The following is a 21,157-nucleotide window of genomic DNA, read 5'->3' on the forward strand; positions in this document are numbered from 1 at the left end:
ATGAGCTCTTCAGAAAATAAAATTACCGAAAAAACTCTGGACAAGCAAACAGACGTTGCAATTTGCCAGGGAAAACTCTTCGATTTACAACCAATTGACAATAAGCGTATTGAGGTAAGTTTTACTGCATCTGAGATTTCTTCAGATGGTGGTTTGCTGTTGGTCAAAGATATCGAGAGCCGGATTGGCATCATCAAGTCGCTGGTTACTTGTATTGAGGACACCCGGCATCAAAGCTATGTTGACCACTCTTTGGAAGAGATTGCTGCACAGCGGGTATATCAGATTGTTGCTGGATATGAAGATGCCAATGATTGCAATACCTTGCGCGATGACACGATCCTGAAAATGAGTGTTGGACGTTTGCCCATGACAGGGAATGCCTTGGCATCTCAATCAACTATGACCCGTTTTGAGAACACCCCAAGAGCCAGTGAACTGTACAACATCGCGTATGCCTTTGCCAATAAGTTTATTGAATCCTACCCTTCGGAACCTCCTGTGATTATTATCGATTGCGATGACACCAACATTGATACCCACGGGGGGCAGCAGTTAACCCTGTTCAATAACTATTACGGAGAGTATTGCTACATGCCCCTTCACATTTATGAAGGCTTGTCGGGAAAACTGATTACCACCATACTCAAACCAGGCAGGCGCAGCAAAAGTGCCAATGTTTTTGGGATACTCAAAAGGCTTGTTGCCCATTTGCGCAAATCGTGGAAAAATACGGTGATCATTGTTCGGGGCGACAGCCACTTTTGCAGCAAAGAGTTGATGGACTGGTGCGTTGGACAACCCAATATCCATTTTATAACTGGCTTGACCGGAAACAGCGTATTGAATTCGAGTGTTGAAACTCTTGTAAAGAGTTGCGAAAATGAATTTGCCAGATATGCCAAACCCATAAAGCGTTATCACTCATTTGGCTACAAAGCGGGTAGTTGGGAAAACCAGCAACGCGTGATTGTTAAAATCGAAGTGACAAGCAAAGGATCCAATATTCGTTTTATTGTAACCGACCTTTGGGAATACCGGACAAAGGCACTTTACGAACAAGGGTACTGCGGACGGGGCAGGATGGAACTCAATATCAAAGACCACAAAAACTACCTGCAATCAGGCCGGATGTCGTGCAATAGCTTTTATGCCAATCAGTTCAGGTTATTCTTGCATTCAGCCGCTTATGTGCTGATGCACTCGTTGCAGGAGAACATGCTAAAAACAAAGGGGTTGGCAGCTGTTACGATGAAGACATTACGTGAAAGGTTCATTAAAATTGCTGCCCAGGTTAGACAAATGAAGACAAAAATAAAAGTGGAATTTCCAGCTTCATGCCCGCAAGCCAAACTGCTTGAGAATTACTTCCTCGAAATCGGACAGTTGCGCCGTTAGCAACAACCCAACTATATTCAAAAATACATATTAATCAGGCACTTGCAAAGCACAAGATAAAATACCTATGTTCTGTGAAGAAAATACACACAATTTTTGGTCTAAAACTAAACAGGCCAACCTCTAAAATGACCAATCGAAAACAATCGCAGACAACAAATTTTCTTTTCAGCATATGGGTTATTAAATCCCACGGCTGAAAAAATCAAATATTCACCTTTTTAAAGTTTATGAATTATTCAGGTTAAATCAATTTGGAAAAGGTTCACTTCTGTACGAAGGTTGTCGCCCTTCCGATGAATTGCAGGAAAAAATTCTGTTGTCAGCTATGGAGCGTGCGGGGATTAAAACCGAGGACCAGAAAGTTCATTGGCCACTTATTACCAAACAGGGAATCAACGATTTTGGCAAAACAGTCCATTTCTATTATAACTATTCTTCGAACGCTGATTCGGTATTGTATAAATATTCCTCGGGAAAAGAGTTGACCACCGATCGGATTGTCAAGCAAAATGAACAACTAGCTATAGAGCCATGGGGTGTCCAAATTATTGAAGAAGAATGATTTTAATATGATGACAAACTAAATCAACGAACATGAAGTTTTTCGCTTTCCGTTTCCTTTTCTCAATTTGTATCGTTTTGCTCCTGTTTTTATCAACCACTGTAAAAGCAGATGAGCCTTTTGTTGTTTCAAACCCTGAAAAGGTTGCTGATTTGGTGATATATACAGGCGAAAATAGATTAGTTCATACTGCCGGCGATTTGTTTGCAAACGATGTATTTGCCGTTACTGGCCGTATCCCTGATGTAAAATCAACGAGTGATTCTCCTTATCAAATCAAGGTGGGAACTTTGGGGTTAAATCTTGATTTTGACAAGGAATGTGCAGCCAATGGAATTGACATCGAAAGCTTAAAAGGAAAGTGGGAAACATACATTCTGAAAGTCATTCAAGATGAAGGTAAATACATATTATACGTGGTTGGGAGCGATCCACGCGGCACTGCCTACGGATTGATGGAACTCAGTCGATCGATTGGCGTTTCACCATGGTGTTGGTGGGCCGACGTTCAACCGGAAAAAAGGAAAGTTTTGGAATTGCCGGGAGACCTTTATAAGGAAGGTGAACCGCAGGTCAAATACCGGGGAATTTTTCTGAATGATGAAGGCTAGGGCTTATGGCCTTGGGCGAAGAAAACCTTCGATCCGGAATTTGGCGATATTGGCCCGAAAACCTATGAAAAAGTTTTTGAATTACTACTTCGTTTGCGTGCCAATCATATTTGGCCGGCCATGCACCCCAATACCAAATCGTTTCAGTTGATACCCGAAAACAGGGAAATAGCCCACCGGTATGGTATCGTGATCGGGTCGAGTCATGCTGAGCCGCTTTTGTTTAACAATGCCGGTTCGGAATGGAACTCCCGCAGGGATGGTCCCTGGGATTATAAACTAAACAAAGATCGGATTCTTGAAGTGCTGGAAAATCGCGTTAAGCATGCAGCTCAATATGAGAACATTTATACGATGGGGTTGCGAGGAATTCATGATTCCAAGATGCAGGGCATTAGCACACCCGAAGAAGGGGCTAGCTTGGTAGAAAAAATTATAGATGATCAACGTGGTATATTAAGTAGCCATATTGGAAAACCTGCTGATAAAATTCCGCAGGTATTTATCCCATATAAGGAGGTTTTAGAGCAATATAATGCCGGTTTAAAGTTGCCCGATGATGCCACACTGATGTGGGCCGACGACAATCACGGGTATATCCGCCGTTTCTCCAATGAGTACGAACAAAACAGAAGTGGACGCGGAGGTGTTTACTATCACCTTTCTTATCTGGGAGCGCCGCATCCCTATCTCTGGCTTTCTCCAACATCACCCGCGCTTGTTTGGCGCGAAATGACCCGGGCACGCCTGCACAATATGGACCAAATATGGATAGCCAATGTAGGCGACCTAAAACGACGCGAATGGGAAATGGAGTTCTTTCTGGATTTAGCATGGGGCGAGAAATTGTGGACGGCCAATAACATTGAGAGCTATTTTGAAAAAGTCGCTGCACGAGATATTTCTCCGCAATATTCTATCGAAATTTCGAGCCTGATGTGGGAATACTACAGGCTTGCCACCGAGCGAAAACCCGAGTTCATGGGCTTCTCGGAAAGCCAGTGGGCTGGATGGCCACTGATAAAAGATCCGCTGTTTAGCCTGTGGAATTATGGCGATGAAGTCGAACGCCGTATTCGCTCTTACCAGGAACTGCGTTCCATAGCAGAACAATTGGCTAAAAAGCTTCCCGAGAAAGTATCGGATACTTATTTCCAGTTGATATATTATCCGATTGCCGGAGCCACTGCAATGAACGAAAAGTGGTTGTATGCTTTCAAAAGCCGCGAATATGCAAAACAGGGCAGAGCAGTTGCCAATGCCTACAGCGATTCGGCCTTTCATGCATTCGACAAAATAAAAGAATTGACTCGCCGGTATAATGAGGACATTACAAATGGGAAATGGAACCACATGACCAGCTATAAACCCGGGTTCAAAGGTGGATCTTCGGTGTTTTTTGAACCAATCACCGCGCGTATCGAGAACAATGATGTGGAGGGGCTTGGAGTAGCCATCGAAGGGCACTCACGACCGTTAAAGCCAGAAAAGGGTTCTCTGCCTAAAATCACAACAAGAAACTCCGTTTTACAAATGAGCAGTGCCGAGGCAAAGGTTGCCGGAGAGCTGATAGTTGCCGAGGATAGCCAGAGCAAAGCATACCTGATCTGGCCAAAAGGAAACGAAAAACAGCTTGTTCTTGCCCCAAGGTGGGATGCCATCCCGTATGCGATCAACACCCCATCGAAAGCGGTCTTTGATTTTTATTTTGACGATGTGCCCGGAGGTGAGCATACCCTGTACTTATCAGTTGACCACCCTGATTCAAACAGTGACTCCTGGTGGGTAGAATTTAACGACAAAGCTCCTGTACAAACTAAAGATTTTGTGGGGATTACAGATAGCCTAAAGGTTATGGATGTTGTGCTGAATCCCGGCTGGAACAGGTTAACCATTTATCCCGGAGAAGACGGAGCAAAACTTTACGGTATAGAATTCATCCAGAAAGGCCAGCGCCATCAATTCGATTTTACTACCAACAATGTTCTTCCAAAGTTTAACAGATTCACTCAGCAGGCTTTTTTTATTGACATCTATAGTTTGGGAAAGAATGTAGAGGAGTGGGTTGCAAGTGCGAGCGCTCCTTGGATCGAAACGAGTAAACAAAAAGGCTCATTGCGTGAAAGCTCGGAGCGCATATGGATTACGATCAATTATGACAAAGCTCCCTTATATAGTGTCTCTAAGAAAACCTGCAATAATTTATAGATCAACAATATAGTATTGATATCTTTTTTGAATCTTTTGGGTTAATTGTTTTGATAAGTTGATTATAGTGCAGATATTCAGGGTATTATTACATGAGGATAGGATATTTTGACCACTTGACAAAAAAAGATTGAACCATGAGAAAAAGATTCGAACAACAATTGGGGTTAGGGCAATTGCCAATCGAAGCTACTTATATTAATCCCAAAAGCAAGAATGCTTTAGATCAACTTTTAGCAGCGTTGAAGGCGATCTATTGCAACAAGAAATACAACGAAGAGATATTCAGTATTTTGGAAGATCATATCAATTCCGGGAAGAAAAATACGGGAAGGACAGGAATGGACCTATGGAGTATTTTTGTTTTGGCCCAGGTTCGCTTGTGTTTGAATTTAAGTTATGATGTGTTGCACGATCAGGCAAACAACCACCACAATATGCGGTGTTTGATGGGCGTAGAAAAGGGCTTTGGTTTTGAACGTATCGAGTTTGAATACCAGAATATTTATGACAATGTCGCCCTGCTTAGCGATGAAATGGTTTGGGAATTAAACAAGGTAATCCTGGATTTTGGGCATGGAGAGGTGTTTAAAAAAAAAGAACATACAGCATTGCGCTTAAAATCAGATAGTTTTGTTGTTGAAAGCAATGTTCATTTCCCCACAGACTACAACCTGTTGTGGGACTGTGCCCGAAAATGCATCGGCACCGTTTCAAGGATAATGAACAAACATAAGGATATTGGAGGTTGGCGCAAGATCGGCAATTGGCGTACAGAGTTGAAAAAGTTGATGCGCAATTTGGGCCATGCCAACCGTTCAGGAGGCAAAAACAAGAAAGAAAAAGTAGTTGCCGCGGCCGAAGAATACCTCAATAAATCAAGGTTATTGCTCAAAAAACTAAACGAAGAAAAGTCCGGTTTCCCGCTAACGGACATGGGCGATCTGGTATTGATCATTACGTTGGAGCACTACATGGAACTTCTTGAAAAGCATATTGACCTGGTCGACAGGCGTATATTAAAAGGCGAAACCATTCCGCATGAAGAAAAGATGTTTTCGGTATTTGAAACCTACACCGAGTGGATTACAAAAGGGAAGATGAACCCCAGTGTTGAACTGGGCAAAAAACTGAACATCACCACCGACCAGTGGGGGCTGATCGTGGATTACCAAATAATGGAACAACAACAAGACCGGGACATTGTTATCGAAATGGCCGACAGGATTTTAACAGAACATAAAGTCGCATCGTGGAGCTTCGACAAAGGCTACTGGTTAAAAGAAAACAAGGAAACCCTTCAGTTGGAAGTTGACCAGGTTATCATCCTCAAACTTGGGAAGCGCAACAAAAAAGAGAAAAAGGAAGAACGCAGCAGGTCATTTAAAAAACTGAAAAACAAGCACAGCGCGATCGAATCAAACATCAACGAATTGGAACACCGGGGGCTCGACCGTTGTCCCGACCGGAGTTATGCGCATTTTAAAAAGTACATCGGGTTGGGCGTGTGCGCCTACAACCTCAAGAAAATTGGGAAACAAATCCTGAAGTTGGAGCGTGAAGCGCTTGAAGCGCCCACCAAGCAGATTAGGAAAGCTGCTTAGTAAAATCGGTTCAAGGAAAAAACATGAAAATTAAACATGAAAGGGAGAATTATGCCTGGAAACTAAAAAATTACACCGAAAACCCAATTTTCGGTGGCGAAAATTACGGCAACCAATTAACAGGCTAAAAAATTTAGTGGTAGTAACCGAAAAAACAAGCCGATTACATATAATTATGTACACCTTTCGAAAAAAACGGGTAGTTTTCTTAAAGACACTATATAGTGATATGGAGGGCTATATTGAAATTTCCGGTACAGAACAATCTTACAGGGTCGAAGTAGCTGCGTTAAACCAAAACCGTTCTGTTCCCGCCAATGCTTATGTAGAAGATAACGGTGTAATTACCATATTGGCAAGCGGCTATACCCAAAAAAGAATAGGAAATGTTGCTGATTGGCACCCTGTTGTTGGCCTGGGACGAAGTGGTTCGGCCATGCTTTTAAAGCCCATGACAGGTTGGTATATCGACAATTTGAAACAAATTAGTTCCGAATGCCCGCTACTGGAATATGAGATTGCTGTTGTTGAAGGAGGTGTCGCACAGGTAATTCTGGAAGCAGTTCCTGCCTTTCCAATAAACAAACTGAAAATCCTCAGGTGCGCTATAAGTATTGATGATGGAGAGCCACAATGGATAACATTCAATATGGGTGAAGATGGTTCAAAAACCTGGCAATCAAATGTGCTTGAAAGCCGGATGCTTGGAAAAGGCAATCTGCAATTGTCTCCGGGAAACTATACACTAAAATTATGGGGAACTGATCCATCCGTAAATGTTGACCGGATTTTAATTGATTTTGGAGGGTTGAAACCGGGTTACTCAGGACCTGAGATACAAAACAACAGGTAATGATTTGTTCTAATAACCCTTTTGTGAAAATATTTTTGTGTTATGAAGAATGTATGGAAATCTTTATCCTGAATAATTCACAAAAACGAAGAAAAGCTCACGAAAATTAAAGATAAATTACTATCTTACAGCGTCTTACAACCGTATTTCCATGAGCTCTTCAGAAAATAAAATTACCGAAAAAACTCTGGACAAGCAAACAGACGTTGCAATTTGCCAGGGAAAACTCTTCGATTTACAACCAATTGACAATAAGCGTATTGAGGTAAGTTTTACTGCATCTGAGATTTCTTCAGATGGTGGTTTGCTGTTGGTCAAAGATATCGAGAGCCGGATTGGCATCATCAAGTCGCTGGTTACTTGTATTGAGGACACCCGGCATCAAAGCTATGTTGACCACTCTTTGGAAGAGATTGCTGCACAGCGGGTATATCAGATTGTTGCTGGATATGAAGATGCCAATGATTGCAATACCTTGCGCGATGACACGATCCTGAAAATGAGTGTTGGACGTTTGCCCATGACAGGGAATGCCTTGGCATCTCAATCAACTATGACCCGTTTTGAGAACACCCCAAGAGCCAGTGAACTGTACAACATCGCGTATGCCTTTGCCAATAAGTTTATTGAATCCTACCCTTCGGAACCTCCTGTGATTATTATCGATTGCGATGACACCAACATTGATACCCACGGGGGGCAGCAGTTAACCCTGTTCAATAACTATTACGGAGAGTATTGCTACATGCCCCTTCACATTTATGAAGGCTTGTCGGGAAAACTGATTACCACCATACTCAAACCAGGCAGGCGCAGCAAAAGTGCCAATGTTTTTGGGATACTCAAAAGGCTTGTTGCCCATTTGCGCAAATCGTGGAAAAATACGGTGATCATTGTTCGGGGCGACAGCCACTTTTGCAGCAAAGAGTTGATGGACTGGTGCGTTGGACAACCCAATATCCATTTTATAACTGGCTTGACCGGAAACAGCGTATTGAATTCGAGTGTTGAAACTCTTGTAAAGAGTTGCGAAAATGAATTTGCCAGATATGCCAAACCCATAAAGCGTTATCACTCATTTGGCTACAAAGCGGGTAGTTGGGAAAACCAGCAACGCGTGATTGTTAAAATCGAAGTGACAAGCAAAGGATCCAATATTCGTTTTATTGTAACCGACCTTTGGGAATACCGGACAAAGGCACTTTACGAACAAGGGTACTGCGGACGGGGCAGGATGGAACTCAATATCAAAGACCACAAAAACTACCTGCAATCAGGCCGGATGTCGTGCAATAGCTTTTATGCCAATCAGTTCAGGTTATTCTTGCATTCAGCCGCTTATGTGCTGATGCACTCGTTGCAGGAGAACATGCTAAAAACAAAGGGGTTGGCAGCTGTTACGATGAAGACATTACGTGAAAGGTTCATTAAAATTGCTGCCCAGGTTAGACAAATGAAGACAAAAATAAAAGTGGAATTTCCAGCTTCATGCCCGCAAGCCAAACTGCTTGAGAATTACTTCCTCGAAATCGGACAGTTGCGCCGTTAGCAACAACCCAACTATATTCAAAAATACATATTAATCAGGCACTTGCAAAGCACAAGATAAAATACCTATGTTCTGTGAAGAAAATACACACAATTTTTGGTCTAAAACTAAACAGGCCAACCTCTAAAATGACCAATCGAAAACAATCGCAGACAACAAATTTTCTTTTCAGCATATGGGTTATTAAATCCCACGGCTGAAAAAATCAAATATTCACCTTTTTAAAGTTTATGAATTATTCAGGTTATGATCGATTAATAAGTGCGAAAAACTAAATGTTGTGATATGAAAAAAATATTACTGATTACCTTTTTATTTTTTTTGGCCTGTGTCGGAATTGCTCAGGATAGGAATGTATATTTTCCCCAGAAAGACCTAACCACCGTGGGTGCCTACTATTATCCCGAGCATTGGGACGAGTCTCAATGGAACAGGGACTTAAAAAAGATGGCCGAAATGGGTTTTGAGTTTACCCACTTTGGCGAGTTTGCCTGGGCGCAACTGGAACCCGAAGAAGGGGTCTATGATTTTGATTGGCTGGATCGAGCGGTCACTTTGGCTGCCAAGCACAAGCTAAAAGTCATTATGTGTACCTCCACGGCCACTCCACCGGTTTGGTTGGTTCGTGAGCATCCCGATGTATTGGTCATGCGGGAAGATGGTACGCAATATGATCATGGATCACGCCAGCATGCCTCCTTTTCCAACGAATTTTATCGTGCCTATTCTCAAAAGATGATTGCCGAATTGGCAAAACACTACGGAAATGATCCACAAATTATTGGCTGGCAACTGGATAATGAACCTCGTTCAACCGTTGATTACGGAGGAGATGCTCAAAAACGGTTTCGCGAATGGTTGAAAGCCAAATACATAAACATTGATACCTTGAATAAAGCTTGGGGCACCAACTTTTGGAGCGGCACCTACAGCGATTTTTCTGAAATCAATATTCCGCAACATCAGCAATGGGGAATGAACTTATACCAGCGTTTGGATCACAGCCGTTTTTGCGACCACGAAACAGCTTCCTTTCTGGACGAACAGGTCAAAACTATCCGTCAATATGCCAGCGTTGACCAATGGATCACCACCAACTATATTCCGATGTACGATGCCCGCTTTATCGGGGCCAGTCAGGAACTGGACTTTATCACCTACACCCGTTATATGGTGTATGGAGAACACAAGGGAATGGGTCGCAAAGGCTATCGGATTGGCGAATATTCGCGGATTGCCATGGCGAACGACTATTTCAGACCACTCACGCCGTTGTATGGTGTCATGGAATTGCAACCGGGTCAGGTGAATTGGGGAACGATTAATTCGCAGCCCCTTCCGGGGGCGGTGCACTTGTGGCTCTGGCATGTTTTTGCCGGCGGAAGCCAGTTTACCTGCACCTACCGCTTCCGTGCCCCAATTTATGGCTATGAACAGTATCACTATGGCATTGTTGGCCCGGATGGTATTACGCCAACGCCTGGCGGACTGGAATATCAGCAATTTATCGATGAAATCAATCTGTTGCGCAGTAATTCAACCTTGGGGCAAGTTCCTCAATATTATTTGAAACGAAAAACAGCCATTCTTTACGATCCTGACAATACCGTAGCCATCGACCAAAACAAACAAACGACGGTTTGGGATACCGAAGGTCATGTTCTGAAATACTATAAGGCATTAAAATCATTTGGCGCTCCGGTCGATTTTATTCGCGATACGATGGACTTCTCAAAGTACCAGGTGATTGTGGTTCCGGCCTACCAGCAGATGAGTCTGGAACTGATGAAGAAGCTTACTGCTTATGTTGAAAACGGGGGCAATCTGGTGATGTCATGTCGTACAGGCCATCAAAATGAGCTGGGACATCTGTGGGAAACAAAACATGCTGAGCCGATCTATAAATTAATTGGAGGAAAGATCGAATTTTACGACTTACTTCAACCATATGCTGCGGATACAGTTATCATGAGTGGAGAACGATTTGCCTGGACCAGCTGGGGTGACGTTTTGATCCCGTCTGAAAGTGCCGAAAGTTGGGCCACTTACAGCGGCGACTTTTATACCGGGAAAACCGCAGTGACCTTTCACCCAATGAAAAAAGGAACCGTGACTTATGTGGGTGCCGACAGCAATCAGGGCGATTTGGAGCAAGCCGTTCTCTCTAAAGTTTATAACCGATTGAACATTGCGGTTGAGAACTATCCCCCGGGTGTCTTGGTGGAATACCGTGATGGCTTTGGCATTGCCATGAATTATACGGACAAAGACTACAGAATGGATCTTCCGGAAAATGCAGAAGTATTAATCGGCAATAAAGTCATACCAACCGCAGGAGTACTGGTTTGGAAAATTAAATAATCTTAAAAAAATAGTTCAATGAACGCAAAACAACTTACACTTCTCATAGGTCTTGTGATTGCCATGTTTTCATGCACAATCAAACCGGCGCAGGTTGGAAAACAAACGATCCAGATTGAGACGCCTTTTGAGATGCCGGCCACCACGATTCCTGATTTTTCCGGATGTAAAGAATTTGTGATCACCGACTTTGGTGCAGAACAGGGCAACCAGCAAAAAATATCGAATGCCATTGCACACGCCATAGAGGAGGCCTCCAAAATTGGCAGTGGAATCGTGGTCATACCTTCGGGCGAATGGTTGACCGGAAAAATCCACTTGAAGAGCCATGTCAATTTGCATTTGGAAAAGGGGGCAGTATTGCTGTTTTCTGATAACCCGGAGGATTACCTGCCACCCGTGCATACTACTTGGGAAGGGATGGAATGCTACAACTATTCGCCGCTGATCTATGCCTGGGAATGCGAGAACATTGCCATTACCGGACAAGGTACGTTGAAAGCGAAGATGGACCACTGGAAAACTTGGTTTGGCCGGCCATCGGGGCACATGAATAGTTTGAAACGGCTCTACAATCTGGCCTCATACAACCACCCGGTAGAGGAACGGCAAATGGTGAACGATACGGCAAACCTCAGACCTCAGTTTATCCAGTTCAACCGGTGTGAGAACGTATTACTGGAAGGAGTTAAAATCCGTAACAGTCCGTTTTGGACGATCCATCCCTACCTCTCCAAGGATGTCGTTATCCGCAACATCGACGTATACGCCCATGGTCACAACAACGATGGAGTGGATCCCGAAATGAGCCAGAATGTATTGATTGAGAATTGTGTCTTTGACTATGGTGATGACGCTATCGCCATAAAATCGGGGCGAAACCAGGATGCCTGGCGATTGGACATGCCTTCAAAAAATATTGTTATTCGCAATGTTACCGTAAAAAACGGGCACCAACTGGTTGCCATCGGCAGCGAGCTTTCTGGTGGGATTGAGAATGTTTTGATTGATAGTTGCAGGGTGGTTGAAGGGGCAGACCTAATGCATTTGCTTTTTTTAAAAACCAATGAGCGAAGAGGCGGATATGTGCGAAACATCTATATGCAAAACACAGCCTCTGGTAAAATCAGGTATGGCATTCTTGGGATTGAAACGGATGTGCTTTATCAATGGAGAAACCTGGTACCCACAGTTGAACGCCATTTAACGCCCATTAGTGACATTCATTTGACGAATGTGCACGCCGGTCATGTTGAATTTGTCAGCCGGATACTGGGGCAAGAGGAGTTGCCTGTCAGAAATATAACCCTGCAAGGAGTGCATGCAGATACCGTCTCCGGGCAAAGTTATATTAAAGAAAAGGTATTGAATTTTCACTGGTGTCTATTAAAAAATGTTAATTCAATTAGAAGTCCAAATGCAGTTGGCAATCGCTATCATCATAGGCCTTATTTTCCCTCGGAGCCAAGAGTTCTTGAATGGGATCCTTGACCAGCAGGGAATTACCAAGGATACGCATGACCTCCACAACAGGTCTGCCCAGTTTGAGGTCGTGTTCAATAATAGCGACAAGACAGTACGTGATGATGGCGACATGTATCTGTATGCGGACCGCATTCTCGGATTCTCCCCAAAAGGATTTGACACGGAGATGCTGCTTGATCCATTTGAAAAACAGCTCCACCTGCCATCTGTAACGGTAAAGAAGAGCAATTTCATTTGCTTTGAGGTAGAAGTTGTTGGTGTAGTAGGTGAAGGCCCTTCCAAGGTCAGGGGCATAGAATACGATGCGTCTGAGCGAAACCGGATAGTTTCCACTGTTTCGCTTTCCTGTAAACCTAACCGTTTGGTCCCGCAGGACATTGTCATCTCCTTCAAGCATGTCATCTCCTTCCGTAATTTCATAATCAGGGCGGGACTTCTCCCGTATGATGAAGAAAGCTCCGGCCAGCTCAATTGCGTAGAGTCTGGAGAGATCAAAGTAGCCTCTATCAAACACATAGCAAGCGTGCCGTTCGTATGTAAACCAGTCCATAGACTTGGTGTCATGCACATTTGCATGGCTGATTCTGTAGAAGACCGGTATTTCAGTGGCAATATCAATCTGGGTATGAATCTTGATGCCAGACTTTGTGCTCCTAAACTTTGCCCATCTAAAGACCGACATGCACAGGTCGATGGTAGTGGAATCAATGGCATAGAACCTTCCGTGGAGTTCAAACTCTTTGGTGATACGTTTGGCCTGGGCAATAGACACAATGTAAAAGGCAAACTTCTCAAAGATCCCATGGTCTCTAAGGCTGTTTGCTTTGGAAAGAACGCTTCTGTTGATGGGAACCTTTCCAAACCCGAGGTGAAAAGATCTTTTGGCATGAGCAATAGTGACATCTGTGAGTTCTCTAAGACTATGGCAGCCTATGAGCTGGCCGTACATGATAACCAGCATATGGCTCCAGTAGGATGGTGCCATTCTGACTGTCCTGTCTTTGTGTTTTATTACCAGTCGTTCGAAGTAACGTTTCGGGAGAAACTCCACAATCTGTGCGAAAACATATTTGCCAACGTTCATACTTGTTCCAATTTGTACCTGAGTACAAAGGAACAAATTTCAAAAGGGCGACAAGGTTTTGAAAAGCTAGCATGCTGTGCATAAAACAGATATGAGGCATTTTAACAAAAATTAATAGACACTAGTGTTGAATTTTAAAGCCGAATAACCTTTAAAATTGCAAGATGTTATCAAAGAAACAAATACGTTTTATCATTTTTCAGATGATGCTCAGCTGTTTTATATTCCAAAATGCTGTGGCACAGGAAAGATATCAGGCTATTCATAGCGGGATAAACTGGTTCGACCAGAATTATAACGAGGTTAACGCTCACGGCTCTGGTATCGTAAAAGAGGGTGATAAATACAGGGCAAACGCATTTAAATTTTGAGTAAAGTTTCCCTGTATTTTTCGTTCTGTAAAGCTTTTGATCTTTTTCTCTTTTTGCTGGCTTTCCAATGTTGCTCGTTTACCAGCAAAGCCATGACTGTTTTTCGTATGGTGTTAAAATTCTGGGCGGCATAACCTTTTCTTTTTCTGGATTGATCTTCGCCAAAGACTACATCCAAAGTCCAATGCAGGTTGTTCTCGATAGCCCAGTGGTTGCGTGTCCAGGTGTTGAACTGTTTTGCCTGGGCTTCCAGACTTGATATGTAATATCTTGTTTGCCGGGAAGTTTCTCCGGTTGACTTGATAACCCTTTGAGAATCGATCCGGAAAATTGTTTTCAGCCCTTTTATTTGAGCGATTTCCAACTCTTTTCGCTTGCCACCAGTTGGTATTTGCCTTTCTCTCCTTTTCGGTAAGTGGGTACGAATCCGTATCCCAGCACCTTGAAGTTGACAGGTCTACGGATGCCGCTTTTATCCAATCCCGGTTGATGGGCAGTTTCAGCTTATCCTTTAGAAACAGGAAAATGCTGTTGCCAATCTTGCGGGCTGCCGTTTTACTGTTGGTGTACACACTAAAATCATCGGCATAGCGGACATAGCGAAATCCTTGCTTTTCCAGTTCCTTGTCCAGTTCATGTAGCATGATGTTGGACAGCAGCGGGCTAAGCGGGCTTCCCTGTGGCACACCTTTTCTGCGTTTGACAAGTTTCCCGTTAATTTGAATCGGCGCTCTCAGCCATTTGCGGATCAGCCGTAGCGTGAGCGGGCATTTGACCTTCTTGTAGATCAATTGCAGTAAAATACAGTGGTCAACTTCATCAAAGAAGCTTTTCAGGTCGATATCAACAATGTGCTGATAGCCCGAGTTGATGTATTCCTGCGCTTTGAGTACGGCTTGCCGGGCATTGCGGTTAGGCCGGAAACCATAGTAACCATAGCTGTAATCTTCAAACTCCATCTCAAATTTGACAGCTAAAACCTGACCAACGGCTTGTTGAAGCATCCGGTCGGTTACGGTAGGCACACCCAGTAGTCGGGTCTTCCCGTTGCTTTTGGGGATTTCCACCCCTCGAATGGCTCGTGGTTGGTACTTCCCTTGCCGGATATCGGATTCTATCTGCTCCCTGTTGGTCAGGTGGGCATATAGTTCCTTCACCGGCATACCATCAACGCCGGCCGAACCTTTGTTCGACACCACCTGACGGTAAGCCCGCATCATATTCCTTCGGTTGAGTACCTGTTCAATCATTCCCGTTTTCGTTTTATTCGGTTGCCCTGTTCCGCTTAAGACAGGGCTGGCAATGCCTCCCTGACGAATTTGGAACATCTTAATGTTCGGCCCTTCACTACCTCGGTGAGTCCTCCGATTCATTCATCGGCTCGTTACCGGCTGCTACTATGTCCGGCAGCTGCCGGATGACTTCTCACCACAGCCAACACGTGGACGGTGAGATCTCCCCTGGTAAAAGCTTTTCCCTTCCTCCAATGCCTGCCTGATCTACTATAAAACGATTTTGGCGTTCGTCGGACGTTACAATGATGTGCTTGCTTATCCTCGTTTAATAGCCTCATATCAGATTCCTGTTCGTCAGTACCGGATTTTGCCGTTTGACTTCCTTCAGTGCATTCCTCACGGAAAACCACCTTGCCACTTGCTAATACTTCCGGGCGTTACCCCAGCGTATAAGGGATTTACACCCTCCGGGAAAATACACACTTGTTGTGTTGCTACTATGTAAAGTTTATTTGTATTTTTAAACTTTTTCAACAGCTTACAACAAGTGTGCGCGCTGCTTATGCAGGGCACACACACGCCATATAGCCAATAAGGGTTTCAGTGGTAAGCGGAGGGTTGTAGCCCGCTTCAATTTTTGTGTACCTTGACAGGAAATCGCCCGCAATCCCTTACTGGCCATACCACCACCGTTGGGGCGTCATGGTAAAAAAGGACACACCCATGTATCTTAAGGACTTAAGTGAAAATTTTGTACTTTTGAAAAATGGAACAAAAGGATTTTGATAAGGATAAGCTGATTAAGTATTGGTCTGATAGTTCAGATGAAGACTTTGATACAATGATTACTATGTATGAAAGTAAAAAATTCAGTTGGGCGTTATTTGTAGGCCATCTAATGATTGAAAAACTCTTAAAGGCGCTTTACGTCAAAATAAATAATGATTATCCACCTTTTATCCATAATCTGCTGCGACTTGCAGAAAAATGTAATATGGAATTAACTGATGATCAGCGATTGTTTTTAGTAACTGTTACAGCATTCAATATTAATGCACGGTATGACGATTATAAAATGAGTTTTCAACAAAAATGTACACCAGAATTTACTGCAACATGGATTGAAAACCTTAAAATTAACGTGAGTTTTGGATATAAACAGCTATTAGTTAATAACTTATGATAGTTCAATAGAGATTGTATTTAAAAAAATGGGAGCTTTTAAGTGCAAAACATAAAACAAAGCTCCCATGACAGAAAATTTGGAACTAAAATTAATTGAAATTTTTTGTTGTGCCGATGATTTCTGCCAACAATTTGAGAAAGAAATAGAGCATAAATTAATACCCGTGGTATTGCAAAACAAAAAATCCAAAGTCCCCTGCGGGTTATCAATGAGTGAGATGATGGCCGTTGAAATGTTTTACCATTTACAGGGGAGCAAATGTTTCAAATATTATTACAGGTACTTTGTAGAGGTACACCTGAAAGGCTATTTTCCAGGCTTGCCTTCCTACAACCGTTTTGTCCAACTCAAACCCAGGATGCTGCTATACCTTTTTTGTTTTTTGCTGGCCTGCAGGATGGGGGCAGTTACCGGAACTTATTACATTGATTCGGCCAAACTGGTGGTTTGCCATAACCTGCGGATACATTCGCACAAGGTTTTTAAAGGGCTGGCCAAAAGGGGGAAGACCTCGACAGGTTGGTTTTTTGGCTTGAAACTGCATTTGGCCATCAACCAGTTTGGGGAGATTGTTTCCTTCATTATAACCCCCGGAAATGTGGCGGACAACAACCTTGAATTGGGCGTCAAGCTATGTAAAGGTCTGTGCGGAAAGCTTTTCGGGGACAAAGGCTACATTAGTGAAAAGCTCCGGGAAGCATTGGCAAGACAAGGGCTCCTGTTGATTACAAAAACCAAAAAGAACATGAAAAATAAGTTAATGTTTTTCGAAGACAAGAGGTGGCTGCAAAGCCGGGGGGTGATCGAATCGGTCATCGATCTGCTAAAGCATATCTGTGATATAGAGCATTCAAGACACAGAAGCCCGGTAAATGCGATGGTCAATGTCCTGGCAGGCCTTGCTGCATACTCGTTCCTTGACCATAAACCATCGGTTAAAAATAAGAATATAAGGTTCCGGGAGTATTTATTCCTGAACTATTTACCATTAGTCGCTTAACCCAAAACTCACGTTAAAATTAACAGGCAATGGATAAAAAAACAGATAATATAATTAGACAATATATTTCGACAGTAGCAAGTCAAACTCCAGGATTTGTGACAGCTTATCTTTTTGGTTCATTTGCTAAAAATAATCAAAGACCTGAAAGTGACATTGATATTGCATTGATTATTGATAATCTCAAGGATTCTGACAAATTCGATATTCAAGTCCAATTGATGTTATTAGCATCCAAGTTTGATTCAAGGATCGAACCGCATCCATTATCCAAGCAGGATTTGATTTCTGATAATCCTTTTGTTCATGAGATTAAGAAAACCGGGATTGAAATAAGATAATAACCACGAACGCCCAATAAATCGGACTCTGAGCGGTCTGCAAGACCCAGCGATGAGTGTGTGTTGGACTACACCCGCCGGGCCCCGGGCTATGCACTTACCGCAGGTTTTTATTGATTTTTTTAAAATAAAACAGGCAGAAAGCGGCCTGAGGTTCTTTGACGTATGACAGGTTTTTGTGCTTTTTCACGCCAATGACACAAGCACGTTGATGGCTATGCCCTGTTTTTTTGCCGTTTTTGCCGGTAACGGGGCATACCTCTCCCGGTTGCGCGGGAACGCAAGTTGGAGTTGTTGATTATGATTGTGTTACCGGTTTGTTCAACTGGCCCCATGCCGGAGACCGGATGCGTGGCAGTTCTCTTACAGCGATCATCTTCCCGGTTTTGCACACCGGGCAAAGGCAGGGGTTTATGCCAGTCAGCCTTGCAAACCGTTCAACATTGGTTTCGGGAGGTTTTTGCTTTTTGATTAGCGCGTCAATGTCGGGCTTTTCTTCCGAAACAAACTGTAATTGAAGGTTCCGTTTTACGGTGTGGTTGTATATACCAAAGCGCCGGATCTTGACAAACCGCCGGGGCAGGATGTGCAAAGCAAACCGCCGCAGGAACTCCACACCATCAAGGGTAACGGGCTTCTTGACGGCCCTGTCGCGGTAATCTTTGGCAACGAAGGTTACTTTTCCACCGGCAATGTTCAGGATGCGCTGGTTGGTAATGGCCACCCGGTGGGTATATTGCCCCAGGTATCTGACTACATGTTCGGCGCTGGCCAGCGAAGGCTCCCAGTGAACTACCCATTTGGTTTGATAAGCCTGCTGCACGGGTTCGTTGAAAAGGGAAAGTTCGTTTTGTTTTCGCAGGGCCCGTTTAAGGCTGTCGAGGAACTTCGCTTTAAAGGCTTCGCTCAGCTGGTGTACCGGTGATATCGCCATTACAATTGACTACGAAAAGTTTAAAGCAGACAGTGCCCGGAATGGACTGAAAGGATATGTCACCAATACACTTTATTTTGCAATTTCTTGAATATTTTGGTGTCTGCCGCAAAATAAAAAAGCACTTAAATCTATGATTTAAGTGCTTTTAAGTCTTTTTGACTTCTTAATTGGTGACTCAGCTGGGATTCGAACCCAGGACCCCATCCTTAAAAGGGATGTGCTCTACCTGCTGAGCTACTGAGTCATCCTTATTGTTATTGCCTTTTTGTTTAAAGGCGGTGCAAAAGTAGGGGAAAAATCAAAAATACAAAACAAAAAAGCACAAAAAAATAGCTTTTCCCCTTTTCTTTTTAATTTTATCCAGATAATGAGATAATTAATCTTCGTCCAGATTCTTGTTTCACTTCAGGCAGTAGCGAAATAAGTATTTTACTCCATACCAGCCTAAGTAAATAAGCCTACCTTTGCTGGCAAAACAGCCGTTATGACTTTTGAAGGTTACTTCGTCCTTGCCGTTATCGTAATTATGATTATTGCCCTGGTATTTGACTTGATGAGGCCGGGGATGTTATTGTTTTCGGCATTGGTTGTTTTAATGGCAACGGGTGTAGTTAACGCGCAGGAGAGCCTGGCCGGCTTCTCAAACAAAGGAATGCTCACGGTTGGAGCGCTCTTTTTGGTTAGTGAAGGTGTTAGACAAACCGGTGCATTGAATATTGTTGCCCGGGCTTTTCTCCCGGGACGACGGGGGCGGATGCCGGTCATGCTGGCCAAAATACTGATCCCTGTTTCGGCGATTTCTGCATTTCTGAATAACACGCCGGTCGTAATCATTTTTGCACCTATGGTAAAAAACTGGGCTGAAAAAATGAACCTGTCACCTCAAAAATTTCTAATCCCTTTGTCTTACGCCACCATTCTGGGAGGAATTTGCACCTTAATCGGAACTTCGACAAACCTGGTCGTTCACGGTCTGATGCTGGATAACGGATTGAAGGGTTTGAATATGTTTGAACTGGGTAAAGTGGGAATTTGGATTGCTTTGGGCGGTTTTATCTACCTGGCTTTTATCGGGCACAAAATATTACCGGGTAAAAAGAATAATAACAAGCGAAACCGCCTGGATTACAAACAATATTTCCTGGATGCAACCCTTTCGTCAAACAGTTCTCTTGTTGGCGAGGTATTAAACAACGGAAGGTCACAGCAACTCAAAGATGTGATCATTCATTCGGTTGAACGCGAAGGCGTTATTATTGATACCCGCAAAGGAAAATTTGAACTTCAACAGGATGACAAGCTCGTTGTTGCCGTAAAATCGGAAGCGCTGGTCCCGCTGATCACACATCGCCAACTGGATCTGAAAGCGATGAAGGGCTTTGGTAAATTTTATAAAAGCACCGATATTAAACAGATTGAGGCGGTCATCGCCCCGCGTTTCCCGGGGATAAACCAAACCATCGACGAATTTGACTTTCTGAGTCACTACCAGGCTGAGGTACTTGCGGTTTACCGGAATGGAGAAACCATATCAACAAACGTTGGCTCTGTCAGGATGAAAGACGGCGATAGCCTGGTTTTGCTCACCAACGAAAATTTCATCAAAAACTGGGGTGAATCAAAAAGTTTCTACCTGACTTCATTTATCGGAGAAATACCCCCACCCCGCTACCGCGGACAACGACTATTCGCTTTATTGCTGGTGCTGTTAATGATTGTTGGGGCCACTGTCGGGCGTTACCTGCCCGATATCAATGGCGAGAAACCCGACATGTTTTACTTTGCCGCCATTGTTGCCGTACTGATGACCTGGATTAATATTTTGCCAAACCGAAAATATACGAAAGCCATTTCCTGGGATACCTTAATCACCATCGCCTGTGCTTTCGGGCTCAGTAAAGCCTTGCAAAACTCCGGAGCCGCTGATTCGATCGCGACAACAGCCATCAATTTCTCAAAATCCTTCGGACCAATCGGCGTTTTGATTACCATTTACCTGATTACTTCCATTTTTACAGAGGTGATTACCAACAATGCTGCTGCTGCACTTATCTTTCCGATTGCCTATGCGGCTGCCCTGCAATTACATGTTGACCCCAAACCCTTCTTCATTACAATTTGTATTGCCGCTTCCGCCAGTTTTTCCACGCCAATCGGCTATCAAACAAATCTCCTGGTGCAAGGTCTGGGAAATTATAAGTTTGTCGATTACACGAAAACCGGCTTGCCCCTGAACATTCTGGCATTTATTATTTCCATCATTTTAGTGCCACTTATCTGGCCGTTTTAGCCCTTCATAAAAACATGCTAAACAACATAAAAAAGAGGGGTCACTTATCGTGATCACCCATGATTAATATTAGGTCATG

Annotated in this window: 15 protein-coding genes, 1 tRNA gene and 2 pseudogenes; 13 read left to right on the top strand and 5 right to left on the bottom strand. The window is 43.5% G+C overall.

Annotated elements, in window-relative coordinates; genetic code table 11:
• The 9 genes and pseudogenes from AC6H3C_RS16520 (at nucleotide 1) to AC6H3C_RS16560 (ending at nucleotide 12,640) form a co-directional block, all read left to right on the top strand.
• A complete protein-coding gene (locus AC6H3C_RS16520; protein WP_497515887.1) occupies nucleotides 1–1,398 on the top strand; it encodes an IS1380 family transposase in 1,398 nt (465 codons plus the stop codon).
• Nucleotides 1,399–1,726: 328 nt separating this feature from the next.
• On the top strand, nucleotides 1,727–1,963 hold the full coding sequence (locus AC6H3C_RS16525) for a hypothetical protein (protein WP_497516519.1): 237 nt from the start codon (nucleotides 1,727–1,729) through the stop codon (nucleotides 1,961–1,963).
• Nucleotides 1,964–1,995: 32 nt separating this feature from the next.
• Nucleotides 1,996–2,574, top strand: a complete 579-nt coding sequence (locus AC6H3C_RS16530) for a hypothetical protein (protein ID WP_497516520.1) — start codon at nucleotides 1,996–1,998, stop codon at nucleotides 2,572–2,574.
• Between the two features lie 18 nt (nucleotides 2,575–2,592).
• Nucleotides 2,593–4,782 (top strand): annotated as a pseudogene (locus tag AC6H3C_RS16535) (glycosyl hydrolase 115 family protein); the annotation flags it as partial.
• A gap of 137 nt (nucleotides 4,783–4,919) precedes the next feature.
• Nucleotides 4,920–6,386, top strand: a complete 1,467-nt coding sequence (locus tag AC6H3C_RS16540) for an ISNCY family transposase (RefSeq protein WP_497516521.1) — start codon at nucleotides 4,920–4,922, stop codon at nucleotides 6,384–6,386.
• A 229-nt stretch (nucleotides 6,387–6,615) separates the two neighbouring features.
• Nucleotides 6,616–7,239, top strand: a complete 624-nt coding sequence (locus AC6H3C_RS16545) for a hypothetical protein (RefSeq protein WP_497516522.1) — start codon at nucleotides 6,616–6,618, stop codon at nucleotides 7,237–7,239.
• Nucleotides 7,240–7,390: 151 nt separating this feature from the next.
• On the top strand, nucleotides 7,391–8,788 hold the full coding sequence (locus AC6H3C_RS16550; RefSeq protein WP_497515887.1) for an IS1380 family transposase: 1,398 nt from the start codon (nucleotides 7,391–7,393) through the stop codon (nucleotides 8,786–8,788).
• 285 nt (nucleotides 8,789–9,073) lie between these two features.
• Nucleotides 9,074–11,149, top strand: a complete 2,076-nt coding sequence (locus AC6H3C_RS16555) for a beta-galactosidase (RefSeq protein ID WP_497516523.1) — start codon at nucleotides 9,074–9,076, stop codon at nucleotides 11,147–11,149.
• 18 nt (nucleotides 11,150–11,167) lie between these two features.
• A complete protein-coding gene (locus tag AC6H3C_RS16560) occupies nucleotides 11,168–12,640 on the top strand; it encodes a glycoside hydrolase family 28 protein (RefSeq protein WP_497516524.1) in 1,473 nt (490 codons plus the stop codon).
• Here AC6H3C_RS16560 and AC6H3C_RS16565 read toward each other — a convergent pair.
• The 3 genes and pseudogenes from AC6H3C_RS16565 to AC6H3C_RS16575 form a co-directional block, all read right to left on the bottom strand.
• Nucleotides 12,555–13,718, bottom strand: a complete 1,164-nt coding sequence (locus AC6H3C_RS16565; protein ID WP_497515873.1) for an IS4 family transposase — start codon at nucleotides 13,716–13,718, stop codon at nucleotides 12,555–12,557. The two genes, AC6H3C_RS16560 and AC6H3C_RS16565, sit on opposite strands and share 86 nt — an antisense overlap.
• 360 nt (nucleotides 13,719–14,078) lie before the next feature.
• A complete protein-coding gene (locus tag AC6H3C_RS16570) occupies nucleotides 14,079–14,453 on the bottom strand; it encodes an ISAs1 family transposase (RefSeq protein ID WP_497516525.1) in 375 nt (124 codons plus the stop codon).
• 172 nt (nucleotides 14,454–14,625) lie between these two features.
• Nucleotides 14,626–15,462 (bottom strand): annotated as a pseudogene (locus tag AC6H3C_RS16575) (reverse transcriptase domain-containing protein); the annotation flags it as partial.
• A 628-nt stretch (nucleotides 15,463–16,090) separates the two neighbouring features.
• Here AC6H3C_RS16575 and AC6H3C_RS16580 point away from each other — a divergent pair.
• The 3 genes from AC6H3C_RS16580 (at nucleotide 16,091) to AC6H3C_RS16590 (ending at nucleotide 17,851) form a co-directional block, all read left to right on the top strand.
• Entirely contained in the window at nucleotides 16,091–16,507 is a 417-nt protein-coding gene (locus AC6H3C_RS16580) for a HEPN domain-containing protein (protein ID WP_497516526.1), read from the top strand.
• Between the two features lie 67 nt (nucleotides 16,508–16,574).
• The gene (locus AC6H3C_RS16585) at nucleotides 16,575–17,510 is read left to right on the top strand and encodes an IS982 family transposase (protein ID WP_497516243.1); all 936 of its coding nucleotides are present in this window, start codon (nucleotides 16,575–16,577) and stop codon (nucleotides 17,508–17,510) included.
• A gap of 29 nt (nucleotides 17,511–17,539) precedes the next feature.
• Nucleotides 17,540–17,851: a nucleotidyltransferase domain-containing protein gene (locus AC6H3C_RS16590; protein WP_497516527.1), complete on the top strand. Its 312-nt coding sequence runs from the start codon at nucleotides 17,540–17,542 to the stop codon at nucleotides 17,849–17,851.
• Nucleotides 17,852–18,149: 298 nt separating this feature from the next.
• On the opposite strand, the gene AC6H3C_RS16595 is transcribed toward AC6H3C_RS16590, so the two are convergent.
• Complete coding sequence (locus tag AC6H3C_RS16595; protein WP_497516528.1) at nucleotides 18,150–18,785, bottom strand: IS91 family transposase; 636 nt, start codon at nucleotides 18,783–18,785, stop codon at nucleotides 18,150–18,152.
• A 171-nt stretch (nucleotides 18,786–18,956) separates the two neighbouring features.
• Nucleotides 18,957–19,032: transfer RNA gene (locus AC6H3C_RS16600), tRNA-Lys, on the bottom strand.
• Nucleotides 19,033–19,272: 240 nt separating this feature from the next.
• Between AC6H3C_RS16600 and AC6H3C_RS16605 the strand changes: the two genes are divergently transcribed.
• Complete coding sequence (locus AC6H3C_RS16605) at nucleotides 19,273–21,078, top strand: SLC13 family permease (RefSeq protein ID WP_497516529.1); 1,806 nt, start codon at nucleotides 19,273–19,275, stop codon at nucleotides 21,076–21,078.
• The last annotated feature ends 79 nt before the right edge of the window (nucleotides 21,079–21,157 follow it).

Source organism: Gaoshiqia sp. US2, assembly GCF_059705485.1.